The organism is Sorangium sp. So ce119 (assembly GCF_051524405.1).
GTDB lineage: Bacteria > Myxococcota_A > Polyangia > Polyangiales > Polyangiaceae > Sorangium > Sorangium cellulosum_G.
This window is the reverse complement of record NZ_CP150310.1, coordinates 4,692,874-4,718,767: the sequence shown is the minus strand read 5'-3', so window position 1 is coordinate 4,718,767 and position 25,894 is coordinate 4,692,874. Positions and strand designations below refer to the sequence as shown.

15 protein-coding genes are annotated in these 25,894 nt (G+C 72.4%); 8 read left to right on the top strand and 7 right to left on the bottom strand.

The window, feature by feature from the left end; all coding sequences use genetic code 11:
- Positions 1 to 46 precede the first annotated feature (46 nt).
- A complete protein-coding gene (locus WME76_RS17730) occupies positions 47 to 817 on the bottom strand; it encodes a S1 family peptidase (protein WP_437961269.1) in 771 nt (256 codons plus the stop codon).
- Between the two features lie 599 nt (positions 818 to 1,416).
- Here WME76_RS17730 and WME76_RS17725 point away from each other — a divergent pair.
- Both WME76_RS17725 and WME76_RS17720 read left to right on the top strand, forming a co-directional pair.
- The gene (locus WME76_RS17725; RefSeq protein ID WP_437961268.1) at positions 1,417 to 2,487 is read left to right on the top strand and encodes a hypothetical protein; all 1,071 of its coding nucleotides are present in this window, start codon (positions 1,417 to 1,419) and stop codon (positions 2,485 to 2,487) included.
- A gap of 245 nt (positions 2,488 to 2,732) precedes the next feature.
- Positions 2,733 to 4,217 carry a hypothetical protein gene (locus WME76_RS17720; protein ID WP_437961267.1) on the top strand — a complete coding sequence of 495 codons (1,485 nt, stop codon included), beginning with the start codon at positions 2,733 to 2,735 and terminating at the stop codon, positions 4,215 to 4,217.
- Between the two features lie 135 nt (positions 4,218 to 4,352).
- Here the strand turns inward: WME76_RS17720 and WME76_RS17715 are convergent, their stop codons facing one another.
- On the bottom strand, positions 4,353 to 6,416 hold the full coding sequence (locus tag WME76_RS17715) for a toxin-antitoxin system YwqK family antitoxin (protein ID WP_437961266.1): 2,064 nt from the start codon (positions 6,414 to 6,416) through the stop codon (positions 4,353 to 4,355).
- Between the two features lie 159 nt (positions 6,417 to 6,575).
- Between WME76_RS17715 and WME76_RS17710 the strand changes: the two genes are divergently transcribed.
- Positions 6,576 to 7,421: a hypothetical protein gene (locus WME76_RS17710; protein WP_437961265.1), complete on the top strand. Its 846-nt coding sequence runs from the start codon at positions 6,576 to 6,578 to the stop codon at positions 7,419 to 7,421.
- A gap of 9 nt (positions 7,422 to 7,430) precedes the next feature.
- Here WME76_RS17710 and WME76_RS17705 read toward each other — a convergent pair whose 3' ends face one another.
- Positions 7,431 to 8,375, bottom strand: a complete 945-nt coding sequence (locus WME76_RS17705) for a LysR family transcriptional regulator (RefSeq protein WP_437961264.1) — start codon at positions 8,373 to 8,375, stop codon at positions 7,431 to 7,433.
- Between the two features lie 237 nt (positions 8,376 to 8,612).
- On the opposite strand from WME76_RS17705, the gene WME76_RS17700 reads away from it, so the two are divergent.
- On the top strand, positions 8,613 to 9,467 hold the full coding sequence (locus WME76_RS17700) for an SDR family oxidoreductase (RefSeq protein ID WP_437961263.1): 855 nt from the start codon (positions 8,613 to 8,615) through the stop codon (positions 9,465 to 9,467).
- Between the two features lie 55 nt (positions 9,468 to 9,522).
- On the opposite strand, the gene WME76_RS17695 is transcribed toward WME76_RS17700, so the two are convergent.
- Positions 9,523 to 10,467, bottom strand: coding sequence for a bifunctional methylenetetrahydrofolate dehydrogenase/methenyltetrahydrofolate cyclohydrolase (locus tag WME76_RS17695; RefSeq protein WP_437961262.1), 945 nt, complete (start codon positions 10,465 to 10,467; stop codon positions 9,523 to 9,525).
- Positions 10,468 to 10,685: 218 nt separating this feature from the next.
- Positions 10,686 to 11,495, bottom strand: a complete 810-nt coding sequence (locus tag WME76_RS17690) for a hypothetical protein (RefSeq protein ID WP_437961261.1) — start codon at positions 11,493 to 11,495, stop codon at positions 10,686 to 10,688.
- A 636-nt stretch (positions 11,496 to 12,131) separates the two neighbouring features.
- On the opposite strand from WME76_RS17690, the gene WME76_RS17685 reads away from it, so the two are divergent.
- Positions 12,132 to 17,030, top strand: a complete 4,899-nt coding sequence (locus tag WME76_RS17685) for an MG2 domain-containing protein (RefSeq protein WP_437961260.1) — start codon at positions 12,132 to 12,134, stop codon at positions 17,028 to 17,030.
- 64 nt (positions 17,031 to 17,094) lie between these two features.
- Here WME76_RS17685 and WME76_RS17680 read toward each other — a convergent pair whose 3' ends face one another.
- Positions 17,095 to 18,633 carry an endo alpha-1,4 polygalactosaminidase gene (locus WME76_RS17680; protein WP_437961259.1) on the bottom strand — a complete coding sequence of 513 codons (1,539 nt, stop codon included), beginning with the start codon at positions 18,631 to 18,633 and terminating at the stop codon, positions 17,095 to 17,097.
- 245 nt (positions 18,634 to 18,878) lie between these two features.
- On the opposite strand from WME76_RS17680, the gene WME76_RS17675 reads away from it, so the two are divergent.
- The 3 genes from WME76_RS17675 to WME76_RS17665 all read left to right on the top strand — a co-directional run bounded on the left by WME76_RS17675 (position 18,879) and on the right by WME76_RS17665 (position 24,077).
- The gene (locus WME76_RS17675; protein ID WP_437961258.1) at positions 18,879 to 20,393 is read left to right on the top strand and encodes a sigma 54-interacting transcriptional regulator; all 1,515 of its coding nucleotides are present in this window, start codon (positions 18,879 to 18,881) and stop codon (positions 20,391 to 20,393) included.
- Between the two features lie 562 nt (positions 20,394 to 20,955).
- Positions 20,956 to 22,644 carry a DUF1592 domain-containing protein gene (locus tag WME76_RS17670; protein ID WP_437961257.1) on the top strand — a complete coding sequence of 563 codons (1,689 nt, stop codon included), beginning with the start codon at positions 20,956 to 20,958 and terminating at the stop codon, positions 22,642 to 22,644.
- Positions 22,641 to 24,077 carry a DUF1552 domain-containing protein gene (locus tag WME76_RS17665; protein ID WP_437961256.1) on the top strand — a complete coding sequence of 479 codons (1,437 nt, stop codon included), beginning with the start codon at positions 22,641 to 22,643 and terminating at the stop codon, positions 24,075 to 24,077. The genes WME76_RS17670 and WME76_RS17665 overlap by 4 nt, the downstream gene beginning before the upstream one ends.
- A gap of 105 nt (positions 24,078 to 24,182) precedes the next feature.
- Here the strand turns inward: WME76_RS17665 and WME76_RS17660 are convergent, their stop codons facing one another.
- Positions 24,183 to 25,172 (bottom strand): LacI family DNA-binding transcriptional regulator, encoded by a 990-nt coding sequence (locus WME76_RS17660; RefSeq protein ID WP_437962124.1) that lies wholly within the window; start codon positions 25,170 to 25,172, stop codon positions 24,183 to 24,185.
- Between the last annotated feature and the right edge of the window lie 722 nt (positions 25,173 to 25,894).

Sequence of the window (25,894 nt, the reverse complement as noted above, 5' to 3'; positions counted from 1 at the left end):
CGGCTGGCCAGGGAGCGCGGGTCGTACGCGGGCGACGCGGCGCTCGCTACGGCGCGCTCACGAACGGGGCGATGAAGTCGGTATAGAGGTCGACGCGCGTGTCCCAGCCGTCAACACAGACATTGCCGTCGATCGAGGTGCCGAATGACGTCACGCCGATGATGGTGGGGACGCCGTTCACATCCATCAACGCGGGCCCGCCCGAGTCACCCGTGCACGTGTGGTGGTCCGCGTCGCCGAGGCCGAGCAGCAGCGGCGTGACCGTGTTGATGAGGGTGGTCACGTGGCGCTTCGTGCCGTCCCAGAAGTCCTCGTCCAGGCCGAAGCCGATCAGCCGGACCGACGAGCCGACCATGTCCTCGGTCATCGGCGCGCGGTTGTAGGGCAGCGGCTCGATGTCGACGGGCTCCTCGAGGATGGCCACCGCGATGTCGTGCCCCGCGTGCAGGTTGGAGCGGTTGAACTCGGGGTCGTAGTGGACCTCTTTCACGTTCACCCAGTACCCTGCTTCCGAGACCTCGGTGCCGAAGAGGGCCCTGCCGACAGGTCCGCTGTCCACCAGCCGGAAGTCCATGCAGTGGGCCGCCGTCAAGAGCACCGTCGGGGCGATGAGCGAAGCGGTGCAGTTGTAGGTCACCACGTTTCCAGACGGCCTCTGGGCGTAGATCTGCAGATTCGCCACGGCCGGATCGCCCTCGTCGACGGTGCCTCCGATGATGGCCGCGGAATCGGCGTCTGTCTGGCTCGTAGGCAGGTCGTCCGCCCCGCCCACGCACGCTGTAAGGAAGGCCGCCGCCGCGAGAGTGATCTTCTTCATGACAATCTCCGCCGAAGTTTCAAGTCCTGTCAGACAGTCATCCGAGAGGAGCGCCAGCGCCGCCGGGCTCCGCCGGTAGGCCACGGAAACGCGCCCTCAGCTCCAGATGCCCCGGTGCTCGAGGCGCTGCCGGCCGCTGCGTCGACGCTCCACTGTCAGCGGGTGGATGCCGGCAACCCCGGTCGTCCTTCGCGCGAACGAAGGAGCGGCGACGTTTTCTTGCTGCCGTGCGTGACCGCGGAGGGGCATCCCCGTCCCGCGCGGCACGCCCCGCGGGCGCAAGGCGGCGCCGTGATCAGGGCTCGCGGCATCTTCGGGCTTGTTTCTCCAGCGAGGCGCGCGCAGATGTGGGTCGGGGAACAGCAGTTGCATGACCCGTCCCAGTCATGAGGTGGACAATGGCACAGATTGGCAGGATTCCGGGGTTGTTGCTCGCGCTCGCGGCCTTCGTGGGCTGCGGCGAGGTCACGGTGTTGCCTCAAGAGGAAGGGGCTCTGCCTGAAGAGGAGGGGCCCGCGCCGGCTGAAGAGGGGGCTTTGCCGGCCGGGGAGGGGGCTTTGCCGGCCGGGGAGGGTGCTTTGCCAGCCGAGGAGGGGGGCTTGCCGGTGGATGTCCCGACCGACCCCTGCATGGCCGGAACGGTCGTCTCGCTCTTCGCGCCAGCGGGGATGGACGCCAACGCGCTTCTTCCCGCCGAGGGCGAGGGGTTCATCGCGATCGGGGCGCCGCACAACGGGGGTGTCGCGGAGCTCGACGGCGCGGGAAACGTCGTGTGGAGCTCGGTCCCGCTGGCCGGGGGATTCCTGCATACAGGCGCCCGGACCGGGGACGGCGGGCTCATGGTGGCGGGACAGACTCATGATCCGGCCTCTCCCTCGGGCAAGGGGCTCTGGCTCGGCCGGCTCGACGGTGCCGGTACGCTGCTCGCCGCCCATTCGCTCGGACCGACGCATTACATGTCGGGCGTCGACATCGAGCTGCTCCAGCACCCGGACGGCGGTTATGTGCTGTCCACCCACGAGAGCCTGCTGGAGGGAGAGGCGCCGCAGCTCGTGCTGCTCCGGCTCGACGACGAGGGCCAGCTCGTCCACCGGCGGGCGACGCCGCTCTCCCCGGGATCCGAGGTGGGGTACAACTGGAGTCACGGCGCCGCCGCGCTCCTGCCCGGAGGGGACGTCGTTCAGCTCACCGCGGACGGCGCGCATGTGCGCATGATCCGCAGCAATGGGGCGACCGAGCCGGTCCTCGACCGCGTTCTGGAGGAGATCGGCGAGGCCTGGCCGCAGGACGTCGCCGTCCTGCCGGACGGCCGCATCGCCGTCGTCGCGCTCAGCGTCGGGCAGAACCACGTGATCCTGCTGGATACCGAGGGATCGGTACTCTGGCACAGGACGTATCGACCCGAGCGCGACACCGAGCTGAGCGCCGTCGCCCACGACCCGAGCACAGGCCTCCTGCACCTCGCCGGGACGACGCGCGGAGCGGATGGCGGCACGCAGCGCATGTGGCTGATCTCCGTCGATACCGACGGCGCGCTGCGCTGGGAGCACGAAGGCGAGGTCGGGACGCCGACCGGGATCAACAACGTCACGGCGCTCCCCGGCGGAGGCTTCGCGGCGGCCGGCTTCGGCGACTTCGCCTATGCCGTGGTCCGCCCGGCGTGCCCCTGAAGAGCCCGCGCTGGGCCGTCTTGCGCGCGACGCGTCCGGTTCGAGCAAACCCGGCGCAACTTGCGCAACACCACCGCGACCGATGATCCCGCGTCTGGCGGAAAAGCGTGCCCCGTCCCGCTGGCACGCCGGTTGATCGTGCGTCCGGCACGCTGGGCGCGTCGCGGGCCCCGGGGGGCGCACGCGCAGCCGCTCCGCCGGGCGCCTCCCGCGCCGGCGCGAAAGGACGCGTTTTTCTCATGCAGATGTTCGGCAGAACTCTCGCCCTCGCCCTCGCCGGCGCCGCGATCGTCGCCGCGTGCAGCGGCTCGCCCGAAGACGCCATGCCCGAAGACGCCATGTCGGAAGACGTCGTGTCGCACAGCGAGGCCGCCCGGTGCGAGGATTGCGAACCGCCGCCTCCTCCCCCGTGCACTCCGAGCTGTGCGGGCAAGGCGTGCGGGGCGCCCAACGGCTGCGGCGGCAAGTGCAGCAGCGGCAGTTGCCCGGCGGGGACGACCTGCGGCGGCGGCGGCGTCGCCTATCAGTGTGGGTGCACGCCCCAGTGCTCGAATAAGGCGTGCGGGGCGCCCGACGGCTGCGGCGGCATCTGCACCGGCGGCGCGTGTCCGGCGGGCGAGGCGTGCGGCGCGGCGGGCGTGCCGGGCCAGTGCGCGACGCTGCCGGTCGGGCAGGGGGTCGAGTGCTTCGTGTTCAACGACGGCTACACCGACATGGCCGGGCCGACACAGGCGCTCTACATCTCGGAGTCGGGCCAGGCGTGCATGCCCGACGGCAGCCCGGGCGGCACCTGCCGCAAGTGGTTCGGCGCCTGCCGCACCATCGACCCGAGCCACACGCCGGTGCTCTTCTGGGTCTTCAACGACGGCGGGGCCGACATGGCGGGCCCGTCGGACGCGGTGTTCGCGCCGGGAGGCAACAAGGCGTGCGTGCCGGGCAACGGCGCCGCGGGCATCTGCCGGCGCTGGTTCGGCGAGGCGACGCTGCCCGACGGGCGCCCGGTCGAGTGCCGGCTGTTCGACGACGGCGGCGCGCGGAAGACGAAGTTCACGGACGACGAGATCTACAACCATGGCTACGGGAGCGTGTGTTTCCCCGACGGCAGCCGGCACGGCCTGTGCCGCAAGTGGTTCGGCGAGTGCATGGTGACCGGCTGCGGCGACGGCGCGTGCAACGACGGCGAGACGCCGTCGAGCTGCCCGTCCGACTGCAAGTGCGGCGACGGGATCTGCAACGGCACCGAGTGGTGCGGCAGCTGCGCGCAGGACTGCGGCTCGTGCTGCGGCAACGGCACCTGCAACGGCAGCGTCGGCGAGACGTGCAACACGTGCTCGCAGGACTGCGGCTCCTGCTGCGGCAACGGCGTCTGCGACAACGGCGAGACGTGCGACAGTTGCTCGAGAGACTGCGGCTCGTGCGCCCCGAAGACGTGCTCGGGGCAGACGGCCGGGGCGCAGGCCCAGTACGTCACCGTGGGCATCGAGGACGGCTGGGGCTGCCTGCTCCAGACCCAGGTCTACTTCGCCAACTCGGTGGACGAGGCCGCGCAGTGCGGGCGGGCGGCCTACCCCGGTTACACCATCGTCACGAGCGGCTCGGTCGGGACGTACGTTTATCACACCGGCACGATCAACGGCTGCGCCTCCCTCACGTTCGCCGCGGTGTCGTCGTCGAAGGCGGCCTCGTGCGCGACGGCGCGCGGCTACCCGTACGCAGGCCCCTGCCCCTGAAGTGCGCCGGTGGGCGAGAGCGCCCGCGCGGCGGCCCATGACCCTTGTCGTCCACCGGCCAGCGTGCGGAGCGCGGCCGACGACCGCGGCGCGCGGACGGCGTGCTCCCACGCCGATCGCGCCGCTGCGGTCGGCTCACGCCGCGCGGATGTCGCTCTGGAACGGAGAGAGGTTCTCCGGGAACATGAGCCACACGAAGAGACACCGCATCTCGAAGTACTCGTCGGCCGCGATGACCGCGAGCGTCGGGTCGAGCTCGTCGACCGCGTGCCCTTCCCAGATGAAGCCTGGCACACCGCGCGCCCGGCTGACGAGCCCGCTGGTCTGCAGCTGGTCGCGCGCGCGGAAGCAACGGGTGAGCGACATGTTGACCGCCGCCGTGAAGTCGGGCCGGGGCGCGACGCGCTCCGGCAGGGCGACATGGTCGAGGCCGGCCGACCAGCAAAGCCAGCAGAGGGCGGCCCACTCGGCCCGGGCCCTTCGCATCAGGTGGGAGACCGGCAGGGCTCCCGGGTCGAGCGTCTCGTCCACGGTGAGCTCGACGGTCTCGACCCCGTTCTCGGTCTCCTCGGTCAAGGTCGCCGCCGTCCGCGCGAGCTCCACTGGCCCGTCCGGCAGCACGCGCGACAGGTCGGGCGGGAGCCACGGACAGGGCTCCGTCCCCGGCAGGCTGCGCTGCACCGCCTCGCGCAGGCGCAGCAAGCGGGTGGCGTAGAGCTGGATCTTCTGCCGGATCTGCTCGATCGGCTGGCCGACGTCGACCGTGACCGACGCGTCGTCCGGCATCGGATCGAGGGGCTCGCGCGCCGGCCAGAAACCAAACTCCGGGGACAAGAGCCGCACGAAGGTCCTGAGGTGCTCGGCGACGGCGGGGGCCCCTGGCTCGATGCGGTCGGCGTCCTCGAGCACCCCGCGCGTGTCGCCGAGATCGAGCCGCAGGAGCGCGCGCGTGACGCAGGTCGAGCGGCGCTCGGGCTCGAGCAGCAGCGACGCCTCGACCAGCGAGAGCGCGACGCGGCGCGAGCACGGCGCGACGGCGGCGAGCGTGCGGTAGGCCGCGCTCGGCTCGGCGCCGAGCAGCAGCTCGTCGAGGACGCCGAGCGTTGTCGCGCCGGACGCCTCGAGCAGCGCTCGCCCGCGTCGCTCCGCGACCTCGGGCCTCGGCCGCAGCGTCGCGGCGTCCAGGAACTCGACGAGCCTGTCGCGCTCGCCCCCGCGGACCGCCGCGCGGGCCGCGGCGCAGCAGGCCTCGCGCGCGCGGCCGCCCTGCAAGAGCTCCCGCGCGAGGGCCCAGACGCGCTCGGCGTCCCACGCGGCGAGGTCCTCGGCGAGCGCGGGCGACGCGCCCAGGCTGGCCTCGTCGAGGTCCGCGCCGAGCTCGCGCCGGACGACCGGCGCCCCGTCCGCGTCGAGCAGCGTGAACGCTCCGACGGGGTGACCGTGCGTGTACTGACCTCGCTCCTCGCGCACGCGCGGATCGAGGTAAGGGCTCGCGTCCGGATCGGGAAACCAGCGGACGGACGGGCCGTGAAGGCGCCCCTGGGGATCGAGGTGCCGCTCCTCGGAAGGGCGGCCCAGCGCGTCGTACCGGAGCTCGCGATGGCGCGCCCCAGCGCGGATCTCGATCTCCTGAGAGGGCTTGCCCTCGCGCGTGAAGTAGCGGTGGACGGACGTGGCCGAGGCCTCGTCCTCCTCGCTGACCAGCCAGCGTTGCGAGCCGTCGTCGTAGTCCGCGTCGCCGACGCCGGCGGGTCTGTCGGGCCAGCGGGAGCCGTCCGCGGAGATCGGGTATCCGGCGCGGTCGTGAAACACCTGGCGCACGACGCGCCCCTGCCGGTACCGCGCCCGCAGCTCCCAGGCGCCGGGCGGCACGCAGCACGGTCGCAGCCTGAGCTCGGTCGGGGCGTCGCTGCCGTACAGCGCCACCTCGCCGTCGAGCTGGCCGCCCCGGTAGTGCCCGCGCTGCGCGGGTTGACCGTTCGGGTGGAACACGGTGAACGGCCCCTCCTTCACCCCGTCCGCGTAGCGGCAGCACGAGAGCAACGAGCCGTCGCTCGCGCGGTACACGCGGCACTCGCCGGAAGGACGCCCGTCGGCGTCGGTCTCCACGAGCTCGAACGTCCTGTGCTCGGGGTTGTACCTGGCCGAAGGCGGAACCGACGGAGGTCGCTCTGCGCCGTGCGGTGTCGTCGCGTCCATGCGTCGCAGCCTATCGGGGTTCGCGCCGACACGGCGGGCGGCCTCGCCACGGCGGCGCGAGCGCATGCGTCTGTTCGGGAACCGGGGTTCAGTCCTGTACAGCCGTTCGCGACGCGTGGTACACGCCCGAGCAGCTCTCCCTCTGGAGAAGCTGCGCGCATGTCCAGCCAGAAACCCCTACCGCACGTCACCGCCGCCCGCGCCGCCGGGCTCGCCGCGCTGCTCGACGCGGCCGACCCCGCCGCGGCGGACGAGCGCGCCGGGAGCGCCGCGAGGCACTTCGAGCGGTCGCGGCGGGCACGCCCGGCGCGGCCCCTCGCCCCCGCGAGGCCCGACGCGGGCCCGAGCGCGCCGCCGGGCGGCGCGCCGTCTGCTGGCGCCGCGCGCGCCGCGCGCGCCGCGCCCGCCGCGCGGGAGTACCTCCACGCCGAGCCGACGCGCTCGCCGGTGCTGAACGCGTTCCTCGGCGAGCTCGGCGCGGAGGGGAGGGCGCTCGTGCCGGCGAGCGTCCACGTCTTCGACGAGCACACCCTCGCGCCGAGGCTCGTCGAGCTCGCGCGCCAGCGCGTGGTCTCCATGCTGCTCGCCGTGGGCAGGACCGACGTCGCCCTGACGCTCGCGCAGATGCCGCCGATCGCCAACGAGCGCGCGGCGCGGCTCTTCATGCGGCAGGCCGTCCACGTCGGCGGCGACCTCGGGGAGATCACGCGCGACTACGGGCGGCACTACCGGCGCTCGGGGTCTCCGGACCACGACGACCAGCGCGCGGGCTGCATCATGGCCACCTTCGCCGGACGGCTGATCGCGATGGCGGAGAAGCTCCTCGGCGCGCACGTGCGCGCCGAGGTGCGGGCCGAGCTGGAGAGGCTGACGTCGCAGGGCAGCCCGCCCGCGCGGCGGACGCGGGCGAGCGAGCTCCGGACGCCGCAGGGCGCGGGGCGCGCCGTCACCCCGGCGGCGGCGCTCGACGCCGCGACCTCGACGAGGCGCCCGAGAGGCAGGTAGGCCGCAGCGTCAGGCGCTTTCCTGCCCGGCGCCCGCGCCGGCGCCCCGCCGGTCGCGCAGCGCGGGGCCCATGCGCTCGCGCACCAGGTCGAGGAACGCCTTCACCTTCGGCGACAGGTGCCGCGTGCCCGGGTAGACGACGTGGAGCGCCACGTCGATCGGGCTCCACCCGTCGAGCACGCGCGCGAGGCGCCCCTCGCGCACGTCCTGCTCGCAGCGGGTCGCGGGCAGCATCCCGATGCCCACGCCCGCGAGCGCGATCCGGTGCAGCACCTCGAGGTTGTTCGCCGTCGCCCGCGGCGTCACGCGCACCTCCGCGCGCCGCGCGCCCCGGTGCAGCACCCACCGCGCGCCCGGCGCCTCGCCGGCGCGCGCCCCGGCCGACACGAGGACGTCGTGGCCCTCGAGGTCGGCCGGCGCGCGCGGGGCGCCGCGCCGCGCGAGGTACGCGGGCGCCGCCACGAGGTAGCGCGGCACGGCCCCGAGGCGGCGCGCGACGAGCGACGCGTCGCTGGGCGCGCCGAACCGGAGCGCCGCGTCGAACCCCTCCGCGACGAGATCGACGATGCGGTCGGTGCAGACGACCTCCACGCTCACGTCGGTGTGGACCCGCAGGTACTCGGCGACAACGCCGCCGATCCACCCGAAGTGCAGCGGCGCCGTGATCCGCAGGAGCCCGCGCGGCCCCTCCTGCATCTGCGTCACGGTCCGGTCCGCGTCGTCCAGCTCGGCCACGACGCGCGCGCAGCGCTCGTAGTACACGGCGCCGACGTCCGTGAGGCCGAGCTTGCGCGTCGTCCGCCGGAGGAGCTGCGCGCCGAGCCGCGCCTCGAGCTCGGACACCTTCCGGCTCACGGTCGACTTCGGCATGCCGAGCTCGCGCGCGGCCCGCGTGAAGCTCCCGGCCTGGACGACCCGGGTGAAGACCGCGATCTCGTTGAGGTCGGGCAGCATCGGATTGTTCCACCCATGGAACGATTATTCCTATCCGTCAAGACTAATCAAGCGCACGGAACAGTCATAGGCTCTCTCCAGACAGGGTGGTTTGCCCCGCCGCGCTCGGGACGCGATCCGGCACGCGCGACAGCCGACTCGATGGCTCGCGCGCAGCGACGGTTCCCCTGGGAGCCATCGAGTCGCGCCGCCGAAATGCCGAGCCGCGCGGAGGGACCCACCCGGAAGGAGACAGCCATGTACTTGGTCACGGGTGCCACCGGGAATGTCGGCAAGGAAGTCGTCGAGGAGCTCCTCGGCGCGGGAGAGAGGGTCCGTGTCTTCACGCGCGATGAGCGCAAGGTGGCCCACTGGGGATCCAGGGTCGAGAAGGCGGTGGGGGACCTCGCGCGACAGGACACGATCGCGCCGGCGCTCCAGGGCGCGCGGGCGGCGTTCCTGCTGCCGGTCGCGGAGGCGGACGGCGTCGACCACGTCCGGAGCTTCCTCGAGGCGGCGCGGGCGAGCGGCGCGCCCCGGATCGTCCTCCTCTCGAGCATCAGCGCGGGCGCGCCGACGGTCCAGCTCGCCCATCGTCACGCCGAGCGGGAACAGCTCGTGAAGGCCTCCGGGCTCCCGTGGACGTTCGTCCGCCCCGGCACCTTCATGTCGAACACCTTCCAGTGGGTCCGGTCGATCAAGGCCGAGCGCGTGGTCTACAACCCCCACGGGGACGGCAAGACAGCGCCCATCGCCCCGCGCGACATCGCCGCCGTCGCCGCCCGGGCGATGGTGACCGGAGAGCTCCTCGGACAGGCGCTCGAGGTGACGGGCCCCGAGCTCCTGAGCACGCCGGAACAGGTGGAGATCCTCGCGCGCGTCCTCGGCGTCCCGCTGCGACGCGTGGACGTCTCGGTCGACGCCGCCAGGCGGCGGATGATCGAGGCCGGAATGCCCCCGTCGTTCGCGGCGGCCCTCGGCGAGCTCATCGAGCGCATCCGCTCGGGGAACGGCGCCCTGAAGACCGACACCGTCGAGCGCGTGACCGGTCGAAAGCCGGCGACGTTCGAGGCCTGGGCTCGCGCGCACGCGCAGGCCTGGACCGCGAGCTGAAGCGCGCGGAGCGCCGCCGCCCACCGGGCGGCGTCGCGCCGCGGGCGCGCCGGGCTCACCCGCCCTGGTGAGCGTTCTTGTAGAGCCGCAGGCTGTTGCGGATCGCCATCGTCACGGTCATGGGGCCGACGCGGGGCACGAACACCCTCGCCTTGCCCTGGACATCGTCGCTGAAGTTCTTGAAGGTGGAGAAGTTGATGCACAGGCAGCCCTCGCGGATCTCCGCGGCCTGCACGTGGGGGAAGCTCCGCGAGGGGACGCCGGTCACGACGATATCCGCCTGCCGCAGCGCGCTCGCCCGGTCCACCGTCGTCTCGTGCACCTCGTGCGTGTCGCCGGACGAGCTCGGGACGAAGAGGAGGGGACCGTCGATGTCGAACGAGGTCACGTGGGCCCCGTCGTGCGCCATCATGCTCGCGAGCGGCCTCCCGACCACCTCGCTGCGGTTGAAGATGCACACGCTCCGGCCCTCGAGCGGCCGCTCGCCCTCGCCGAAGAAGCCGGCCGCCTCGACCAGCTTGAGGATGGCCAGCGGCGTGCAGGGCAGGATTGACTTCCTCGTCCTCGCCTCGTCCAGGAAGCGCTGGTTGCCGTACAGGCAACGTGCCCAGAACGTGTGGAGCCCCTCGATGTCCTTGGACGGATCGACGGAATCCCGCAGATACACGTCCTGCTCCGTGCCGAAGATCGGGTAATACACCATGACCCCGTGCACGCCCGCGTCCTCGTTCGCCGAGCGGATGGCGGCCTCGGCGCTGAGCCGCGTGGCGTGGCGGATCTCGAAGCGGACTCCCACGTCCTCGCACGCCTTGCGCGTGTACTCCGCGTACGTGTACGACGGCCCGTGATCCGCCGCGAGCACGCCGACCAGGAACAGCGGCTCAGGCAGGGCGGCGAGCTCTTCCCGGATCTCGCGACGGAACGCCTCCGCCACCACGCTCGGATCGATGACGCTGGCCGTGCGAGTGTCCTGGCTCGGCGGCTTGTGTTGCGGGTCCATCCTGGGGCGGAGACGAGCACGCGCCAGCATCGCTGTCAAGTTTCCGGCGGTCCGGTTCAGCCGTCACCCGACCGGCGCTCTCACCAATCATCCAGTCGTCATTCACGACCTCGTTCAAACCACCGATTCCCGGATACCGACTCACGGCGCCGCGCAGGAGCGCAGTCGGGGAGGCGCGTCGGGGCGGCGCGATCGCCGCCCGCGAGCGCGCCGCGCGATCACCGGGAGGGGTGGCGCCGCTCCGCGCCGGCCGCCGCGCCCGCGTCGACGGGCTCTGCGACGCGGTTGTCGATGGCCTCGCCGGCGGGGCCGCTGGCGCCGGGCACGTTGAGGACCATGCCGCCCTTGCCACGCAGCTCGTCGACGAAGTCCTCGCCGAACACCTCCTCGGGCGTGTCGCCGTCGAGCCCGCCCATGCCCGAGAGCCCCTCGAGGTCCGCGAGGTTCCCGTCCCGGCGCCTCGGCGCAGGATGCACCTGGAGGACCTCGTCCCGCGTCACCGTCAGCGCCACCACGTCCTCGCGCATCACGCTGATCCACGAGGCGGGGAAGTCGGCCTCCGCGCCCGCGGGGCCGCGCACGTGGAGCCGCGAGATGTCATTGCCGGGGTCGTTCGCGCCGACCCCCACGAGCTGCACCTCGGCCTCGTCGACGGTCATCACCCGCGTCTCGGGGCCGAGCTCGACCGTATCGCCCGTGACCCCCAGCGCCTCTTCCAGCTCCTGCCTGCGCTCGGGCGGCTGCGGGACGAGCGAGGTATCGACGCGCCCCGCCGGCTGCGCCGTCGTCCGTCCCTCGTAGTACCGAGGTAGCGCCATGAGCTCGTCTCGACCCGGGCGCAGCTGGAGGCGCCCCCCCGCCGTGCCCTGCACGAGGTCCATCGGTACCAGCAACTCTTCGCTCGCCAGCGGTGAGCGGAGGACCACGTGGGTCACGATGCCTCGCTCCCGGTCGACCAACACGCGGTCGAGGACGCCGGCCTCGAGACCGCCGCCAGCGACCACGGGCATATCGAAGTCGATCTGCATGATTCCTCCTCGGACGACGAGCCTCGTGCTCGATCGAGAGCCTGAGACGGGCCGGCGCCGATGTCCAGTGGAGCACCGGCGACTCGATGCTCGAGCGCAGAGCCCGCCAGCAGCGCACGAAGACACGCGCTTTGCCAGCCGTCGGTCACAGACGGTCTCGCCGACGGAGGCGGGGGAGCGGCGCCGGGCGGCCCCATCCTGACGGCTCCAGGGCAGGCCGGCGCCCGCGTGACCGCGTGACCGCTCGCCGCGCTCGACGAGAATCGTCGCGTGCCCTCGCCGTGTCCCGCGGGGCGCGAGGAGCTTCGCTGTGAGCGATGATGACGTGATGTCATGGACATCGTCCGTGACGACAGGAGATCTCGAGTCGCGGTGCGGATCGGGCCCGTCGTGCTCTCTCGGCGGCCGACGGGGCCCGGCGCGTCGGGGCGGGGCCGGACGAGCCGGATCCCGGGCACACCCTGGCACACCTGCGGACCCCGGCGCGCCTATTCCCGCGAAATTGCTGCTTTTGGATCCTGGTACGCCGGATGCAACCTACGGGCCGACCGCTGGATGTGTGCCAGCGTCTTCGGGAGGACTGGACTTATGCGCGTACGCTTCAATGCAACCCGCCGACGGTGGAGTTCCCTTCACGTGCTCGCCGCGCTCGCGCTGGCGGGCGTTGTGTCGTCGGGGGCTTGCTCCTCGGACGAGGCGCCGCCGACGACGAGCGTTGGCCGTCCTGACAGGCCGCAGAACGGCTTGATCGAGGTCGACGAGGCGAAGCTCCGGGGCGTGATCGAGGGGGGCGACCTCCGCCTCCAGATCCCGGTGCGCAACCTGACCGCCGGGGCGACCCGGGGGCACCTGCGCGTCACGCTGGTCGATCTCGACGCGGACAGGGAACAAGGCACGACCGAGGTCGACGTCGAGGTCGCGAGCGCGGCCGCCGCGACCGCGGAGGCGCGCCTCGAGGCGCCCTCGGTGAGCGCGCAGCCGGGGCTCGCGCGGTACCTCGTCCGCATCGACGACGGGTCGGACACGGGGCTGCTCGTGACCCGGAGCCTGCTGCGCGTGATCCCGCCCTACGACGTGCAGCTCGAGGGGCCGGCGCGCGTCGTGCGCGGGCGCCCCGCGAGCTACCGCGTGCGCGCGACGGACGCCATCACCCACGAGGCGGTGCCCGAGGTCGAGGTCGAGCTCTCCGTGGGCGAGGGGGACGCGGCGCGGCAGCTCCGCGGGACGACCGACGCGCTGGGCGCGGCGGTGTTCGAGGTGGAGCCCGGCGCGATCGGCGAGCACCCCGTCTCGGCGCGGGCGGACGGCTTCGGGGTGAGCGCGCTCATCGACGAGCGCGTCACCGTCGAGGGCCCCGGCCCGAAGCTGCTCCTCACCACCGACAAGCCTCTTTACAAACCCGGTCAGACCATCCACCTCCGCGGGCTCGCGCTCGAGCGGGGGAACAACGAGCCGCTCGCCCGCACGTCGGTCACCTTCGAGGTGGAGGACGGCAAGGGCAACAAGATCTTCAAGAAAGCCGTCGTGACCGACGCGTTCGGCGTCGCCGCCACGACGTTCCGTATCGGCTCCATCGTGAACGTCGGCGACTTCAAGGTCCGCGTCGTGAGCGGCGAGATCACGACCGAGAAGACCGTCACCGTGGGGCAATACGCGCTCCCGAAGTTCGAGGTCGCCGTCAAGACCGACAAGCCCTGGTACGGCGCGGGCGACACGCTGACAGGCACCGTCGACGCGCGCTATTTCTTCGGCAAGACAGTCGCCGGCGGCGCGGTGACCATCGAGGCGGCGTCGCTGGACGTCGGTCAAACGACGTTCCAGCGCATCCTGGGCGAGCTCGACGCCGAGGGGCATTACGGGTTCACCCTGACGCTGCCGCACAGCCTCGCGGGCCTGCCGCTCGAGCAGGGCGACGCGGCGGTGACGCTCACGGTCACCGTGGCGGACACGGCGGGTCAGGAGGTCACGAAGGCGATCCCGGTGAAGGTCGCCGCGGACGTGGCCTCTCTCGTGCTCGTGCCCGAGGGGCGCGAGCTCGTCCCCGGGGTCCCGAACACCCTGCTGCTCTTCGTCACCGACCCGCTCGGGGAGCCGCTCCCCGACACCGACGCGACCATCGAGGTGCCGGGCGGGAGGCGGCTCAACGCGCGCACCGACGCGTTCGGCCAGGCCTCGGCGACCTACACGCCGTCGCTCGGCTCGACCGGCGTGGCCTTCACGGCCCGGGCCAAGGTGGGGGGCCGGACGGTGGAGCAGTCGTTCTCCTTCACGGCGCAGTCGGGCCGCGAGCACCTGCTCGTGCGCACCGATCGCGCCGTGTACGAGGCGGGCGAGACGATCGAGGTCGTCGTCGAGTCGAGCGAGGAGACCGGCAGCGTCTACGTCGACTGGCTCAACGACGGTCAGGCCGTCGACATGCGGTCGCTCGAGCTCGAGGGCGGGCGCGCCCGCTTCAGCATGCCGGTGGACGCCGGGCTGCTCGGCAGCAACCGCGTCGAGGCGTACCTGGTCGACGACGACGGCAACCTGGTCCGCTCGGGCCGCACCGTCTTCGCGCGCGGCGACTCGGCGCTCAGCATCGAGGTCGACGCCGACAAGCCGCTGTATGCGCCGGGCGAGACGGCGACGCTGCGGTTCTCGGTCAAGGACGACGCGGGCAACCCGAAGGTCGCCGCGGTCGGCATCCAGGTGGTCGATCAGGCCGTGTTCGCGCTGGTCGACGCCCAGCCCGGGCTGCTCCGCACCTACTTCGAGCTGGAGGACGAGTTCGCGAAGCCGAGCTACCAGATCCGCGGCCCGTCGGCGAACCTCCAGAACCTCCTGTTCAGCGCGACCGCGAGCGACGATCCCGAGCAGGCCGAGGCCGCGCAGCGCACCACGCAGGCCTCGCTCGCCGCGCTCGCCGGCACGTCGGTCACCGGCCTCCAGGCGCGCACCTGGCCCGCCGTGCTGGCGAAGGTGCAGCAGGAGCTCGCCCCGTTCCACGCGCGCCAGAGGGGCGCGCTCCAGCCCGCGCTCGTGGAGGCCACGGCGAACGCCGTGAACGACCTGGAGGCGCTCGGCTGCAAGTCGAGCGAGTTCTTCTGCGCGGCGGAGCAGAGCCCGTACGTCGATCTGCTCGGGAGGCGGGTCACCGAGCGCTTCGAGGCCTACGACGTGTGGGGCAACGCCTACCGGGTCGCCGCCGGGCCGGGCGGGCTCTCGCTGCAATCGTCGGGGCCCGACGAGGTGGCGCAGAGCCAGGACGACGCCTCGGTCGCGTTCACGTTCGACGAGCTCGGGGTCACCGTGCAATCGCAGGACTGGTGGGCAGAAGAAGGAGGCCCCGCCGCCGGCGATGGCAACTGGGGCGGCGCCGCGTCCGGCGCGGGCGGCGGCGGCACGGGAGGCCCCCCCAGCGACCCCAGCGATGGCAGCGGCGAGGGCGGCCCGCGCGTCCGGCGCGAGTTCCCGGAGACCCTGTACGTCAACCCGAGCGTGATCACGAGCGCCGACGGCACGGCGACGCTGAGCATCCCGCTCGCGGACAGCATCACCGAGTGGCGGCTCTCGGCGCTCGCGAACTCGGCCGACGGCAAGCTCGGCGGCGTGCAGAGCGGCTTCAAGGTGTTCCAGGACTTCTTCGTCGACGTGAACTTCCCTGCCACGCTGACGCGCGGCGATGAGGTGGAGTTCCCGATCGCCGTGTACAACTACCTCGACGCGCCGCAGACGGTCGATCTCACGCTCGATCCCGGGAGCTGGTACACGGCGCTCGGCGCGACGTCGACGCAGGTGTCCCTCGCGCCCGGCGAGGTGCGCGGCGTCCGCTTCCCGGTGCGCGTGGACGCGGTGGGCGTCAACTCGCTCACGGTCACCGCGCGGGGCACGGACGGCGCCGACGCCGTGGCGCGCACGGTGCGCGTGGTCCCGGACGGCAAGCCGGTCGCCGAGAACCGGTCGGGCATGCTCGAGACGGGCAGCGTCAGTCACGCGCTGTCGTTCCCCGAGGGCGCGGTCGCCGGCTCGAACCAGCTCTATGTCGAGGTCTACCCCGCGTTCCTGTCGCAGGTCGTGAGCGGCATGGACAGCATGCTCCAGGTCCCGTCGGGCTGCTTCGAGCAGACCACCTCGACGACCTGGCCCAACGTGCTCGTCACGCAGTACATGAAGCAGACGGGCCAGATCACGCCGGAGATCCAGATGAAGGCCGAGTCGCTGATCTCGGCGGGCTACCAGCGCCTGCTCACCTTCGAGCACGCCGGCGGCGGCTTCTCGTGGTTCGGCGAGCAGGACGGGCACCCGTACCTGTCGGTCACGGCGTTCGGCGTGATGGAGTTCGCCGACATGATCAAGGTGCACGCCGTGGACGAGGCGATGCTCGCCCGGACGGTCGCCTGGCTCGCCGGGCAGCAGAAGGCGGACGGCACGTGGGAGGGCGATCAGACGGAGTTCTTCAGCTTCCACACGGGCACGCTCCGCAACAGCGCCTTCGTGCTCTGGGCGCTGGCGAGCGCGGGGTACACGGGGCCGCAGATCGCGGCGGGGCTCGCGTACCTGGGCAGGGCGGTGCAGCCGGCCACCGACGACCTGTACACGCTGGCGATCGTGGCCAACGCGCTCGCGGTGGCCGACCCCTCCGGCGCGCTGACGGACCGGGTGCTCGACGCCCTGGACGACCGCAAGACGCTGGATGGCGATGTGATCTTCTGGGATGACGGCGGCACGCAGACGTCGTTTTACGAGTACGGCGACGACGCGAAGGTCACGACCACCGCGCTCGCGGCGCACGCGCTGCTCTCGGCGGACGCTCACCGGTCGAGCGCCGACGGGGGCGTGAAGTTCCTGACGCAGTCGAAGGACTCGCTTGGCAACTTCGGCTCCACCCAGGCGACGATCTGGAGCCTGCGCACCCTGCTCCTCGCGGCGAGCAAGGGGACCGAGGGCGCGACGGGCTCGCTGACCGTCGCGGTCGACGGCGAGCCGGTGGGCACTGTCTCGCTGCGCGAGGACCAGGCCGACGTCATGACCACGGTCGACCTCACGCGCCTCGCGACCGCCGGCGCGCACGAGGTCACGCTCGCCTTCGAGGGGGAGGGGAAGCTCAGCTACAACGTGGTGGGCCGCCACAACCTGCCGTGGAGCGCGGTGCCGAGCGACGGGGGCGGGCCGCTCGCGGTCAGCGTGAGCTACGACAAGACGTCGCTCTACGTGAACGACATCGTGACCGCGTCGGTGAGCGTGAAGAACGCGACGGACGCGGCGCAGAACATGGTCCTCGTGACCGTCGGGCTCCCGCCCGGCTTCCAGGTCCTGACCGAGGATCTCCAGGCGTACATCGACGCGGGCCAGCTCTCGAAGTTCGAGATCACGGGCAAGCAGCTCATCCTGTACGTGAAGGAGATCGCCGCGAGCGGCGTGGCCGGCTTCAATTACCGGCTGCAGGCGACCATGCCGGTGAAGGCCGAGGACGGCGGCGCCGAGGCGCACCCGTACTACCAGCCGGAGCAGCAGAGCTTCGCCGGCGCGCAGACCCTGGAGGTCGTGGGCGAGTGAGCGGCTGATCCGGCGCGCGCGCTGGCCGCGGGGGCGCGGCCAGCGTCGCTGGCGCCGTGCCTGATCACGGGCAGGCGATGCGCCAGGCGTCGAGGTCGAGCCGCTTGATCACCGTCGACAGCCCGAGCGGCTTCGTCGCGGCGCAGACGGCGCTCGCCTGCGACGCGTCGGCGTACTCCGCGTGGAAGACCGCCTTTCCGGCGCGGATGAACGGCGTGAGCATGTCGCACTCGTCGTACGCGTAGCACTCCTCGTTGAGCGCCCAGTCGAAGCTGCCCACGAGATCCCTCACCTGATCGAGATCGTTCTTCAGCCCGATGGACAGCCCGCGCGCGTGCGCCTCGGCGGCCAGGAAGCGGTTGTAGTCGAGCTGCGTCGCCGCGGTCAGCGGGAAGCCGGGGTTGTTCTGGTAGCCGTCGACGTTGTCGGGCTCCACGCCGTCGCAGCGCTTCTGCGCCGCCAGATCGAGCCGCGCCTTCATGAGGTCGCGCACGGCGGCGCTGCGGGTGTCGAGCCACCGCTCGCCCGGCCAGCCGTCGAGCGCGTTGCCGAGCGCCGCGGCGGGGAACTTCGACGCGTCGCTGCGCCAGTCCTCGTAGCTCCCGCCGCTGAAGTAACAGACCACCTTCTTCCCGGCCGCGCGGAGCGCGTCGATGGTCGCCTGCGGGGTGTCGAAGAGGTCGATATCGTACATGGCGACATCCAGGCTGGTGTCGATGGTGCCCGTGAGCTGCCATTGCCAGGTCGTCCCCGGGGCGGGGACCCAGACGCCGCCACCGGTGCTGCCGCCGCCGCCAGTGCCCCCGGTGCCGCCAGTGCCGCCGCCGCCGCCGGTGCCGCCAGTGCCGCCGGTGCCGCCGCCGGTGCCGCCAGTGCCGCCGGTGCCACCGCCGCTTCCGCCGCTGCCGCCAGTGCCGCCGGTGCCGCCGGTGCCGCCGGTGCCGCCGGTGCCGCCGGTGCCGGTGCCGCCCGTGCTGCCGCTCGTCGTGCCCGTGAGGACGAGCTGGTCGAGCATCGAGCTGTCGGCGGAGCTGCTCGTCGCATACCGGATCTTCAGGCCCCCGCCCGACACGAAGCGCTGATAGGGCGCGGGCAGGCTCAGGCTCGCGCTCGTCCAGGACCAGTCGCCCGCGAACGTGTTGTCGCCGACCGGGACCCAGGCGCCGGCGGCCGCGTCCCACGCCTCGAACGTCCAGCGCATGTCCGCCTTCACCGGGCCGCGGTAGTTCACGCCGAGCGCGAGCGACGCGAGCTGCGCCGCCGACGTGCCGGCGGGGAGCGCGTACTCGCACGTGGCGCTCGTGCGGGGCGCGAACTCGACGTACTTGCTCCACACGTCCTGCTCGCCGGTGAGATCCGCCGTCGCGAGCGCGGCGGCCGTCTGCCCTGCGCCGATCTTGCCCCGGCTCACCGTCAACCTGGAGCACGTCATCGTGAATCCGCCCGTCACCGCGTCGCCGCTCGCCGCCGAGGTGACCTCCGCGTCGGCGCCCGGATCCGAGCTGCACCCGGCGGCCGCGATCGTCGCGGTCAGGCACACGAGGGCATGGCGCATGGCGCTGCGGATCGTGAGGACGGACGCCGGTCGGATGGAATAAGTCATGGTCTCTGCTCCTGTGGTGCTCGTCGTTGGTGAAGCTCGGCGCACGTCGGCGCGACGCGCCGCGAGGCGCGCGATCTCCGCGATGGCTCCCGGCGACGGCGGCTCCCGCCTCTCGTCTCCGTGCGCGCTGGAGACGCATTGCAAGGCGGGGACCAGCGCGCGCACGGCCCGCTTCCCGCGGCGTTGCGCGGCGCCGTTGCTGATCGTTGCGCAAACGTCGTACAGTTGCGCAACCTTCGAACGGCATGGCGGAGCGAGATCCTCGTCGACAGGCAGCCCTTCCCGGGGCGGAGCCGCCGCCCGTCGGGGCCGAGCTCGCGACCGAGCTCGAGGCCGCGGAGGGCGCGCCCGGCGATCGGGCGCCGCAGGGCCAGGCGTCGCTGATCGTGCGCGCCGGCGACGGGGCGGCGCGGGTGATCGACATGACCGACGGCGACATCGTCGCGATCGGCCGCGCGCCGGAGTCCACGGTCTGCCTCGACGACGCCCGCGTCTCGCGCAACCACGCCCGCATCGCGCGGCGGGGCCACGCCCTCGCGCTCGCCGACCTCGGGAGCCGCAACGGCACTTCCGTGAACGGCGCCGTCGTGCGCGGGGCCGAGCGGGCCCTCGCCGGCGGCGACGTGATCCGCGTCGGCCCGGCCGAGATCGTCGTCGCGATCGCCGCGCCCGCGCCCGTCGAGGCGCCGCCGTCGAGCTCCGCGCCGGCGGCCCTGGAGGGCCCGTCGTCCGGCCCCGGCGCCGGCTTCATCGTCGCGGACGAGGCGATGGTGAAGGTCTTCCAGGTGGTGCAGCGCCTCGCGCGCGCCCAGACGACGGTGCTCGTCCTCGGCGAGACGGGGGCGGGGAAGGAGGTCGTCTCCGAGCAGATCCACCGCGCGAGCCCGCGCGCCGGCGGCCCGTTCGTGCGGCTGAGCTGCGCGGCGCTGCCCGAGACGCTGCTCGAGAGCGAGCTGTTCGGCCACGAGAAGGCCGCGTTCACCGGGGCGGACCGCCGCAAGATCGGCTATTTCGAGGCCGCGCAGGGCGGCACCCTGCTGCTCGACGAGGTCGGCGAGCTGCCGCTCGCGATGCAGGCCAAGCTCCTGCGGGTGCTCGAGAGCCGTCGCATGGCGCGGATCGGCGGCACGCAGGAGATCGAGCTCGACGTCCGCGTCGTGTGCGCCACGCACCGCGACCTGCAGGCCGAGGTGGCGGCCGGGCGGTTCCGGCAGGATCTCTACTACCGCATCAGCACGTTCGTCCTGCGCGTCCCTCCGCTCCGCGAGCGGCGCGCCGAGATCGCGCTGCTCGCGCACCGCTTCGCGCACCAGGTCGCCGGTCGGATGGGCGAGCCGGCGCCGCGGTTCGCGCCGGCCGCGATGCGGGTGCTGGAGGCGCACGCGTGGCCCGGCAACCTGCGCGAGCTGCGCAACGCGGTCGAGCACGCCGTGGTGCTGGCCGAGGCCGGCGTCATCGAGGTCGAGCACCTGCCCGCGTCCGTTGTCGAGGGCGACGCGGCGCCGCTCAGCGCGGGCGCGCCGGGCAGCGCGGGCGCGCCGGGCAGCGCGGGCGCGCCGGGCAGCGCGGGCGCGCCGGGCAGCGCGGGCGCGCCGGCCGAGGGCGGGCCGATGCCGGCGCGCCTCGCCGAGCTGGAGAAGAAGAGCATCGAGGAGGCGCTCGCCGCCGAGGGGAACAACCAGACGCGCGCGGCGAAGCGGCTCGGCATCTCGCGGCGCGCGCTGCTCTACAAGCTGGACAAGTACAACATCCGGCGGTGAGCGCGGGCTCGGCGCCCGCACAGGCTCGCGTCGGTTCGTCTGCACCTGCTCTATCGCGAGGTCGGAGGCCCAACCCTCCGCCCGTTATTGTGAACGTTCACATTTGCGGCTGCACCGCGCGGGCTCCTTTGTAACGCGCGAGCCCTGGTGTCCCTGCGCCTCGATCCGGGCTGCTGACGGGCCGATTCGCGTTGACACACGTCATGTGATCGTTCACATTTGCCTGCGGGGGCTTCCTTCAGCGGAGCAGGCACCGGCGCGCATCGGCCCCGGTGAGGCCGAGCTTCGTGCGGCTCACGCGAGCATCCCCGATGGCCCGGTGGCGAACGCCTGCGCCGCCGAGCTCGCGCGATGGTCGATCTGGCAACAAGGCGGGATCTCCGGGAGGCATCGTATGAATCGACCGACGTCACTGACCGGCGCTCAGGGCGGTGTTCAGACCGCCTCGGAGCGCGCTCTCGGCAGCGGTCCCATGTGCCGTGAGGACCGAGTTTGCGCAGTCGATATCATGAATTTTTCCGCTCACCATTGCAGCCGGAGCGTCGCGAGCAATCGAATGAAAGTGGAAACATCCACTCACGGCAAGGTGGCCTCTCGACTGCGCGGAATCGCCGCGTGCGCTTCGCTCCTCGTCGCAGGGTGCATCGGCGACATCGGCGCGGGCGCGACCCCCTCGGGCGGCGGCACGGCCGCCGCGGGCGGCGGCTCGAATCCCCCGGGGAGCGAGAGCGGCCTGTGCAGCCCGCGGCTGGAACGGCGGATCGTGCTGCTCGCCGACCTGCAGTTCACGAACGCCATCCGGGGTCTCCTGGGAGACGAGGCCATCGAGCCGGACCAGGCGCTTGACGCGCGCACGAAGCCGTTCGTCAAGAAGGGGCTCGTCGTCGGGACGTCCCTTGTGCATGCGCGGCTCGCGCGGGCCGCCTATGCGGCCGAGAGCCTCGCGGGGCGCTTCGAGCAGGTGACCGGCTGCGCCGCCGGCGAGGACGGCGGCGACGACGCCTGCGCCAAGGAGTTCCTGACGCGGTTCGCGCAGCGGGCGTTCCGCCGGCCGATGGAGGCCACGGAGCTCGACAACCTGTGGGCGGTTTACAGCCTCGGCCGAGAGACGAGCCTGGAGCGCGGCGTCTCGCTCGCGGTCGAGGCCGTCCTCGCGTCCCCCTCGTTCTCGTACCGCACCGAGCTCGGCGACGCCGCGAACGGCGACGTGGTCAAGCTGACGGCGCACGAGACCGCCAGCGAGCTCGCGTTCTTCCTGACCGACAGCCTGCCGGACGCGGATCTCGCCGCCGCCGCCGACTCCGGCGCCCTGAACGACCCGGAGGAGCTGACGCGCCAGGTCGAGCGCCTGCTCGAGAAGCCCGAGACGCGCAGCAGCCTGAGCACCACGCTGATCGCCGCGTGGGGGCTCAGCAACCTGTTCGGCACGATCAAGGACCCGGGCCTGTTCCCCGAGTACACCCCCGCTCTCCAGGCGAGCATGTTCCACGAGACCGAGCTGCTCCTCGACGAGCTCCTGTGGAACCGCGGCGCCGACGTCTCGACCCTGCTCAGCACGCGGGAGACGTTCGTGAACGGCCCGCTCGCCGAGGTCTACGGCATCGAGCACACGGGCGCCGCCCCGGAGGAGTTCGCGAAGGTCACGCTGCCGGCCGACGAGCGCGCCGGGATCCTCACGCAGCCCGGCCTGCTCGCGGCGCTGTCCCGGACCGACAACACGAGCGTCGTCGCGCGCGGGCTCTTCGTGCGCGGCGCGCTGCTCTGCATGGGGAAGATCCCTTCGCCCCCGGAGGCGCTCGCCGGCGCGATCGAGGAGCTGCTTGCGGCCGACATGACCGAACGCGAGCGCGCCGAAGCGCGGGCCGGGAACGCCACCTGCGCGGCCTGCCACAAACAGTTCGACGCGTTCGGCCTGCTGCTCGAGCGCTACGATCCCGTCGGTCGATACCGGGATACCCTCGACGGGGAGCCCATCGACGCGCGCGTCGACCTCGCCAACATGGGCGACATCGATGGCGTCTACACGAGCGCCGTCGAGTTCGCCGACGCCGTCGCGCAGACCGACGAGTTCGCCGCCTGCGTCGTGCGGCACCTCGTGACGTACGGCACGGACGACGAGGCGCTCTCGACCCGCGACTGCCAGGTCGAGCGCGTGATCGCGGCGCTGCCGGAGGGCCAGCGGACCCTACCCAACATCGTGAACGCCATCGTGACCTCGCCGGCGCTGACCGAGCGCGCCAAGGAGAAATGACAGTGCGCTACAACCTGTCGTATGCATGGTCTCGCCGCCGCTTCCTGCAAGGCATCGGCGCCGCCGCGGGCCTCGTCACGGTGCTCAGGAGCCTCGAGTCGGCCGCGGAGGGCGGGACGGCGCCGAAGCGCCTCCTGATCATCCAGCGCCCGGTGGGCACCGTGTACCAGAACTTCTGGCCGCAAGGCAGCGGGACCGACTTCACGCTCTCCCGCATCCTCGACCCGTTCGCGGCGATGAAGGATCGCATGGTCGTGCTGCGCGACCTGAAGCTGCCCTTCGAGGGCTCCGTCGGCGGCGGCCACGAGCGCGGAACGGTGCTGATGACCACCGGGCAGCGGACCAAGAAGCTGTATCCGGGCAACGGCGGCGACGATCCGGTGGCCGAGGGGCCGAGCATCGACCAGCTCCTCGTGCGGCAGTCGACCGAGCTCCAGGGCACGGCCATCGCGTCGCTCCAGATCTCCTGCGACAAGCGCGCCGACACGCCCGAGGTGTCGACCCGCCACATGTCCTATTCGGGCGCGAGCGCGCCGATGACGCCCTACTACCAGCCGCTGGACGCGTACCGGCGGGTGTTCGGCGCGCTGATGCCGGGCGGCCCCACGAACGACAACCTGGACGCCCTGGCCCGGGCGCGGCTGGAGAAGAAGAGCGTGCTCGACTTCGCGATGAAGGACCTCAAGCGCCTCGAGGGCCTCGCGCCGAGCTCGCAGCGAGAGACGCTCGACGCGCACGCCGCCGCCATCCGCGAGGTGGAGAAGGAGTTCGACGCGGACCCGAGGGACCCCGCGTCCTGCGGCGTCGCGGAGGCGCCCGAGACCATCGACGTGAGCGGCCACATCGACCCCTACAACAGCTCGCACGTCGTCAAGGAGCGCGACGACGTGAAGCACGCGCGCATCGGCGCCCTGCATTTCGCGGTGGTCAAGGCCGCGCTCCGCTGCGACCTGACCCGCGTGGTCACGTTCCAGTGGGCCCCGGGCACCAACCACGTGAGCTTCGGCGAGCTGTGGCCGCCCGACTCCGCCATCTACAAGGTGCACCACACCACGAGCCACGACCCCGATACGCGCGACACGCTCGAGTTCCTCACGCGGGTGGAAGAGTTCTACGCCCGCCACGTCGCCGGCTTTCTGCAGCAGCTCGCGGAGACCGAGGACGTGGGCGGCGGGAAGCTGCTCGACAGCACGCTCGTGCCGTACATCACGGAGGTCGGCACCCGGACCCACAACTGGGACAACATGCCCTGGGTGCTGTTCGGCGGCGCGAACACCAAGCTGCGCGGCGGGCAGGTGTGGAACAACCGCGGCGGGGGCCTCCGCTCCACCAACGACGTGTGGATGGCGTGCGCGGCCGCCCTCGGCGCCCCGGATCTCGTGATGGGGGACAACGACCAGCGGACGAAGGCGGTCGAGGGGCTGTTCGGGTGAGCGCGCGCCGTCGCGCCTCGACCGCGAGGCGCTTCGTGCGCGCGACCTGCCTCGAAGGTGGTGGAGGCGTGAAGGCGAGCTCCTGCGCTCGCCCGCCTCGTGTGCTCACCCGCGCCTGGGCACCGCGGTGCTCTTGCGCAGGATCAGCTCGGCCTCGACCACGACGCGCGACCACGAGCGCTGGCCGCTCTCGATCTGACCGAGCAGGAGGTGGAGGCACCGGCGCCCGAGCTCGGAGAAGTCCTGGCGGACGGTCGTGAGCGGCGGCGTGAAGTAGGCGGCCTCCGGGATGTCGTCGAAGCCGACGATGCTGATGTCCCGCGGCACCTCGCGCTCGATCTCGTTGAGATAGCGGAGCACGCCGAGCGCCATCTGATCGTTGGCCACGAACACGGCGGTCACGCCCGGCGTGCTCGCGAGCCTCGGGGCGAGCTCGTAGCCGGATCGCGCGCTCCAGTCGCCGCGCAGGGGAGGGGGCACCTCTGCGCCGGCGGCCTGCAGCGTCGAGCGCCAGCCGTCGAGGCGCTGGTCGGCCTCGAGCCAGTCGGCCGGGCCGGCGATGTGCCACACCGTCCGGTGGCCCTGATCGAGCAGGTGCCGGGTCGCGGCCACCGCGCCGCCGAGCTGGTCGACGGCGACCACGGGGACCAGGTCGTCCGGCCCGCCCTCGACGGCGACCACCGGGACGTCGGAGGTGAGGTGGCGGAGCGCGTCCACCGCCGACCGCTGCGGGGCGATGACGACGATGCCGTCGGCCCCCTGATCGCACAGCCGTTGCACCGCCTCCACCACCGGGGCGCGGCTGAGCGATCGCAGGCTGGCGATGCTGACGCCGTAGCCGGCGTCGTGCGCCGCCTCCTCGAGCCCGAGCAGGGTCGACGCCGGACCGTAGAGCGTCGTGTTGAAGCTGACCACGCCCAGCTTCCTCGACCGCCCGGTGACGAGCGCCTGCGCCACCGAGCTCGGCCTGTAGTCGAGCTGGCGGATCGCATCGAGCACGCGCTCCCTCGTGTCGCGTCGCACGTGCGGGCTGTCGTGCAGGACCCGCGAGACTGTCTGATACGAGACCCCGGCGAGCTTGGCCACGTCGACCATCACCGCGGCCCGGCGCCCGCCTCTCTTGACGCGTCGCTCCGAGGGCGCCTTGACTTCCTTGTCATCCATCGAGGCGGGAGAATAGTCGCGGCCGGACAGATTGGAATTGACATCGCAGATGTGAACGTTCACATTTGGACCCGGGCTCATCCTTGCCCCTGCTTCACCCAGCGCACGGGTCGTGGCGCGCATCGGGACCTTCGTCCTCGGGATCGATCTCGGCGCCGACGCGGTTCGCGCGGTCGTCGTGGACGCGAGCCACGGCGGGCTCGCGGTCGATCCCGCCGGCGCCACGCCGGTCCTGACCGCTGCGCTCCGGAGGAGGACCGCCGGCCTGAGCAGGAGGTGGCGGCAGTCCAGGCGTGGGCGGCACGGCGGCGCGGCCGAGGGCGGCTCCGCCGGCACAGGGCGTCGTGACCGCGCACGGCCCTCCAGCTCAGCGCGCGAGCATACGTTCTCGTGCGCCGCAAGAGCTGCGAGCTTCCAAGAGACGCGTCGTGGTCGAGACTCTGGCGATCGAGTCCTACTCTTCATCGAGGGATCGATGAGTTCGCCTCGGATGGTAAGTTTACATCGAGAAAGGGCGCCACGGCTTCCGACAGGTCGTGAGCTCCCGGGCTCGCCTGCGCGGGCGGCTCGGCGAGCGCCGCCTGCACGCGCCGGGCGCGCGTCCATGGAAGCGGAACAGGATCTGCCGCCGGTCGTCGAGGGGAGGGGACGTG